This window comes from Micromonospora sp. I033, assembly GCF_053890995.1.
On sequence record NZ_JBSSLX010000282.1, the window covers coordinates 1 to 6,172 of the forward strand.

Annotated in this window: 5 protein-coding genes; 3 read left to right on the forward strand and 2 right to left on the reverse strand. The window is 74.7% G+C overall.

Features of this window, described 5'->3' with window-relative positions:
* From ACW0Q9_RS28320 to ACW0Q9_RS28330, 3 genes are all read left to right on the forward strand, one after another.
* Positions 1-1,845 (forward strand): S8 family serine peptidase (locus ACW0Q9_RS28320; RefSeq protein WP_456186452.1); only part of this gene is annotated, 1,845 nt, incomplete at its 5' end.
* Positions 1,846-1,888: 43 nt separating this feature from the next.
* On the forward strand, positions 1,889-2,818 hold the full coding sequence (locus ACW0Q9_RS28325) for a GNAT family N-acetyltransferase (RefSeq protein WP_456186454.1): 930 nt from the start codon (positions 1,889-1,891) through the stop codon (positions 2,816-2,818).
* Positions 2,819-2,902: 84 nt separating this feature from the next.
* Positions 2,903-3,145, forward strand: a complete 243-nt coding sequence (locus ACW0Q9_RS28330; RefSeq protein WP_456186456.1) for a hypothetical protein — start codon at positions 2,903-2,905, stop codon at positions 3,143-3,145.
* A 68-nt stretch (positions 3,146-3,213) separates the two neighbouring features.
* Here ACW0Q9_RS28330 and groL read toward each other — a convergent pair whose 3' ends face one another.
* Positions 3,214-4,836: a chaperonin GroEL gene (gene groL / locus ACW0Q9_RS28335; protein ID WP_456186458.1), complete on the reverse strand. Its 1,623-nt coding sequence runs from the start codon at positions 4,834-4,836 to the stop codon at positions 3,214-3,216.
* 275 nt (positions 4,837-5,111) lie between these two features.
* A partial coding sequence (locus tag ACW0Q9_RS28340; RefSeq protein WP_456186460.1) for a hypothetical protein occupies positions 5,112-6,172 on the reverse strand: 1,061 nt, incomplete at its 5' end.

Sequence of the window (6,172 nt, forward strand, 5' to 3'; positions counted from 1 at the left end):
GCGGCCGCCGCGCTCGGCGCGCTCGCCGGGGTGGTGCTCGGCCCCGCGTTCTGGGCCGCGTTCGCGGTGGGCGCGCCGCCCCGGCCGGCCCGGCTGGTGCTGGTCGGCGGGCTGGTCGCCGGGGTGACCCTGGCGTTGCTGGGCGCCGGGGCGGGCCAGTCCGGGGCGCAGCTGCCGGCACTGCTCCTGCTGCCGCCGCTCGGCTTCGTGCTGGCCGCGCTGGAGGCCGGGGCCCGGCACGGCGGCCGGCCGGCGGGGCGTGCGCCGGTGCGCTGGCTGGTCGGCCTCGCGCTGGTCGGGCCGCTGGCGTTCACCGATCCGGAGGAGGTCACCGTCCTGCTGGCGACCACCCGCGACGTGCCGTTCTGGGTCGCGGTCGCGACCGGCGTCGCGTTCGCCGTCGCGGTCCTGCTCGCCGTCGGGTACGGCGTGCTGCTCGCCCGGCCCCGCGCCCGCGCGCCCCGGCGCGGGCTGGCCGGGCTGGTCGCCGCGGCCCTGCTCGCCGCCGTGGTCGTCGTCCACGCCGTCCCCGGCCAGCCCGGCCTGCACGGGGAACGGCTGCTGGTGGTGCTCCGCGAGCAGGCCGACCTGGCCGGCATCCCCGCCGGGGCCCCCGGCCGGGCCGGCCGGGACGCCCGGGCGGCCGAGGTCTACCGGCGGCTGGTGGCCACGGCCGAGCGGACCCAGGGCGACCTGCGCCGCGAGCTGACCCGGCTGCGCCTGCACCCGACGCCGTACTACCTGGTCAACGCCATCGAGACGGACGGCGGGCCGGCGGCCCGGGCCTGGCTGGCCGGCCGCCCGGAGGTGGCCCGGGTGCTGGTCAGCCAGCGGCTGCGCCCGTTGCCCGCGGCGGCGCCCCCGACCCGGGGCAGGATGCCGGCACCGACCGGCCCGGCCTGGAACGTCTCGCTCATCGGCGCGGACCGGGTCTGGTCGGAGCTGGGCGTGACCGGCGCCGGGGTGGTGGTGGGCAGCTCGGACTCCGGGGTGGACGGTCGGCACCCGGCGCTGGCGGCCGGCTTCCGGGGCGGCGACGACTCCTGGTACGACCCCTGGGAGCACCGCCGGACGCCGGCCGACCGGGGCGGCCACGGCACGCACACGGTGGGCAGCGCGGTGGGCCGGAACGGGATCGGGGTGGCTCCTGGCGCGAGCTGGGTGGGTTGCGTCAACCTGGACCGCAACCTGGGCAGCCCGGCACGCTACCTGGACTGCCTCCAGTTCATGCTGGCCCCGTTCCCGCCCGGCGGGAACCCGCTCACCGACGGGCGGCCGCAGCGGGCGCCGGACGTGCTGACCAACTCGTGGGGCTGCCCGCCGGTGGAGGGGTGCGACCCGGGGGCGCTGCGTCCCGCGACCGCCGCGCTGGCCGCGGCCGGCATCCTGGTGGTGGCCGCCGCCGGCAACACCGGCCCGTACTGCAGCTCCCTCGCCGACCCGCCGGCACCGTACCCGGACGTGCTCACGGTCGGGGCGGTTGACCGGGCCCGCCGGCTCACCGAGTTCTCCAGCCGCGGGCCGGCGGCCGGGGGCGCCGCGAAGCCGGACCTCGTCGCACCCGGCGCCGGGGTGCCGTCGGCCTTCCCGGGCGGCGGCTACGCCACCCTGGACGGCACCTCGATGGCGACCCCGCAGGTGGCCGGGGTGGTGGCGTTGATGTGGTCGGCCAACCCGGCGCTGGTCGGGGACCTGGAACGGACCCGACGCATCCTGGCGGAGACGGCCACCCCGGCCGTGGCGCCGGCCGACGCGCCCTGCGGCGGCACCCGGAACCTGGTCGGCGCCGGCCTCGTCGACGCGTACGCGGCGGTCCGCGCCGCCCGGGCCGCGGACCTCGGTTAACAACCCTGTCCATTGGCCGGCCGATGGCCTAGGGTCGGCGTCCATGGACGTGGAGATCATCGAGCTGGGTCCGGACCGCCTGCCCGAGGTCGTCGGCCTCTGCCGGCGCGCCCTCGACCTGCCGGAGGACGCCGCCGAGGCGCCGGCGATCGTGGCCACTCTCGCCGACCGCGCGGCGGCCGACCGGACGGTGCTGACCCTCGGCGCGGTCCGCGGCGGCGCGCTGGTCGGGGCACTGGTCGGCTCGCTGTCCGCGGCGGATCCGCGGCTCGGTCACGTCGACCTGATCGCGGTGGCGCCGGAGGAGCGCCGCCAGGGAATCGGCGCGGGGCTGCTGGCCGAGGCGGAGACCCGGCTCGCCGGGCTCGGCGCTGCCGAGCTGCTGCTGGCCGGAAATCCCCCGCACTACGCCTGGCCGGGCATCGACGTGCGCTACACCCCGGCGGTCTGCGCCGCGCTGCGGCTCGGCTACCGGCAGGACCGGACGGGCTGGAACATGACCGCCGACCTGAGCGCGGGCTCGGCGGCGCTGCGCTCCACGGAGGCGGCCGAGCAGCGGCTGGCCGAGCGGGGTGTGACGGTACGCCGGGCCGAGCCGGCGGACCTGCCGGCGCTGTCCGAATTCGCCCGGGCCACCTTCGGCGGCGCCTGGGACGGTGAGCTGGCCGGCTCGGTGGGGCGGCCGGACGCCGGCGCGCACCTGGCCGAGCGGGGCGGCGAGATCCTCGGCTTCGCGGCGTACGGGTCGTCGCGGCCGAGCTGGTTCGGGCCGATGGGCACCGCGCCGGCCGCCGAGGGCTCGGGTATCGGCGGGGTGCTGCTCCGCCGCTGCCTGCGCGACCAGGCGGCGGCGGGCATCGAGGCGGCGCAGATCGGCTGGGTGGGCCCGGTGCCGTTCTACTCGGGGGCGGCCGGCGCGCGGATCGAGCGGGTGTTCTTCCTGTACCGAAAGGCGCTGAACGGACAGAAGTAACTAAAGTTACATAGACGGTAATAACGTCGTTCGGCCTCCTCGGCATCGACCGGCCCCTACGGTCGGTGAATAGAGGAGGCGGGCATGACCACGGACGACGAACGGACCGACGACCAGCCGGCGAGCTGGCGCCCGGTCGGCGAGCTTCCCGGCCAGCTGCCGTTCGACCGGCTCGACTTCGGCGACGCCGAGCAGCTCGCGGAGATGACCGGGGCCGACGGGGCGTCCACCGACGAACCGCGGCAACCGGTGGACGAACCGATCCGGAGCACACCGCCGTACGACCGGGCGCACAAGCGACGCAACCAACGTCGACTGCCGACCTGAGACAGACGGAAAGGGGGCGGACCGCTGACGCGGCCCGCCCCCTTTCGGCGTGCTGGATGGAGCTGGACTCAGAAGTCCATCTCCCCGCCACCCGGGCCAGCCGGGGCGGCCGGGGTCTTCTCCGGCTTGTCCGCCACGACGGCCTCGGTGGTGAGGAACAGCGCGGCGATCGAAGCGGCGTTCTGCAGCGCGGAACGCGTCACCTTGGCCGGGTCGATGATGCCCGCGGCCAGCAGGTCCACGTACTCGCCGGTCGCGGCGTTGAGGCCGTGACCCGGGTCGAGGCTGCGGACACGCTCGACGACGACGCCACCCTCGAGGCCGGCGTTGACGGCGATCTGCCGCAGCGGGGCGTCCAGCGCGATCTTGACGATCTGCGCGCCGGTCGCCTCGTCGCCGGCCAGGTCCAGCTTGTCGAAGGCGGTCTTGCCGGCCTGCACCAGCGCGACGCCACCACCCGGGACGATGCCCTCCTCGACGGCGGCCTTCGCGTTGCGGACGGCGTCCTCGATGCGGTGCTTGCGCTCCTTCAGCTCGACCTCGGTGGCCGCGCCGACCTTGATCACCGCAACACCGCCGGCCAGCTTGGCCAGGCGCTCCTGCAGCTTCTCGCGGTCGTAGTCGGAGTCGCTCTTCTCGATCTCGGCCCGGATCTGGTTGACCCGGCCCTGGATCTGCTCGGCGTCGCCGGCACCGTCGACGATGGTGGTCTCGTCCTTGGTCACCACGACCTTGCGGGCGCGGCCCAGCATGTCGACGCTGACGGCGTCGAGCTTGAGGCCGACCTCCTCGCTGATGACCTGGCCACCGGTGAGGATGGCGATGTCGGTCAGCATGGCCTTGCGGCGGTCACCGAAGCCCGGCGCCTTGACGGCGACCGACTTGAAGGTGCCACGGACCTTGTTGACCACCAGGGTGGCCAGGGCCTCGCCCTCGATGTCCTCGGAGATGATCAGCAGCGGCTTGCTCGACTGCATGACCTTCTCGAGGATCGGGAGCAGGTCCTTCACCGACGAGATCTTGCTGTTGACGATCAGGATGTACGGGTCGTCGAAGACGGCCTCCATACGCTCCGGGTCGGTCATGAAGTAGGCGGAGATGTAGCCCTTGTCGAAGCGCATGCCCTCGGTGAGCTCGAGCTCGAGGCCGAAGGTGTTGCTCTCCTCGACGGTGATGACGCCTTCCTTGCCGACCTTGTCCATCGCCTCGGCGATGATCTCACCGACGCTGGGGTCAGCGGCGGAGATGGAGGCGGTGGAGGCGATCTGCTCCTTGGTCTCCACGTCCTTGGCGAGCTTCAGCAGCTCCTCCGAGACGTTGGCTACGGCGGCCTCGATGCCCCGCTTCAGGGCCATCGGGTTGGCGCCGGCGGCCACGTTGCGCAGACCCTCACGGACCAGGGCCTGGGCCAGGACGGTCGCCGTCGTCGTGCCGTCACCGGCCACGTCGTCGGTCTTCTTGGCGACCTCCTTGACCAGCTCGGCGCCGATCTTCTCGTAGGGGTCCTCGAGCTCGATCTCCTTGGCGATGCTCACACCATCGTTGGTGATGGTGGGGGCACCCCACTTCTTCTCGAGCACGACGTTGCGGCCCTTGGGGCCGAGGGTCACCTTCACGGCGTCGGCGAGCTGGTTCATGCCCCGCTCGAGGCCGCGGCGCGCCTCTTCGTCGAACGCGATCATCTTGGCCATACGGCGTTGTCCTCCTGGACACTCACGGGCCACCCGAGGGTTCCCCGGATGGGCCGTCTGGTGTACGCACCTTGGGGACGTCGCCACCTGGCGACGACGACGTCTCCTCGGTCGGGCCGGACAGCCCGCGACGACCGGCCCCGTGCCACTCCGGCGCCATCTCGACACCGGCGCGGCCGTGGCCCTACCGCCCCGACCATTGGCACTCACCGTACGCGAGTGCCAATGACTTGTTTAGCACTCTCCCTTGCCGAGTGCAAGCACGACCGCCCCGCTCAGCCGAGTTCCGCGGCCAGTCGGGCGGCGTTCACCGGGCCCTCCTGGGCCCGCTGCTCGGCGTAGGCGGCGACCAGCCCGACGAGCTGTGCCAGATAGGCCGGGGTGGCCAGCACCGCGCCCAGCACGGCAAGCGTCACGGCGCCGGCGGCGGTGCCCGGAGCGGCCAGCGGGTCCACCCCGAAGGCGAGCTGGCTGATCACCCCCAGCACGCCGTCCAGCACCGCCGCCGCGATCAGCACGCACATGACCAGCACGACCCGCCCCAGCACCATGCCGAACCGCCGGTGGAACATCTGCCAGGCCCGGCCGATCGGCTCCTGCCGCTCGAACAGGTAGATCGGGCCGAACAGGGCGAACGCGCAGGCCGCGTAGAGGCCGGGCAGGAGACAGAGGCAGGCGCCGACCCCGATCAGCAGCGAGGCCGCGATGGTCCAGCCCCAGAGGCCGAGGGCGCGGCGCAGCCCGTAGCGGAGGGCCGCCCCGACCCCGACCGGCTCGCCGGCCGCCTGGCGGGCGACCACCCAGGTGCCGGCGGCCCAGCCGGTGCTCTGCAGCGGCCCGAAGATCAGGGCCGCGAGAAGCACCACGCCGTAGAAGGCAAAAATGTGCTCGAAGTAGCCGTCGGGCAGCACCGGGGCGCCATCCGGGCCGGTGACCGGCTGGTCGGTCGGCGCGAAGGCGAGCGAGAGGACGGCGATCACCGCCGCCGGGACCGTCTGGGTGAGCAGCATGATCGGCAGGAGCAGCCGCCAGCCGCGCCGCAGCGCGCCCCCGCACCGGCTGAACCAGCCGCCGACGCCGGCATGGGGCGGGGTGACCAGCGGGTCCTGCGGGTCGAGGCCCGGGTGCCAGCCGTACGGCTGACCGGGCAGCGGGTATCCCGGGTGGGCGGCACCCGGCAGCGGGGCGCCGGCCGGCCAGGCCCAGCCCTGCGGCGGCCCGGCCGGATCCGCCGAGGGGTACGAGCCCCAGGGCTGCCCGCCGGGTCCGGGCTGGCCGGGCGCGGCGAACCCGCCGGGGTACGGGTCCCAGGGCTGGCCGGGGGCGGCGAACCCGC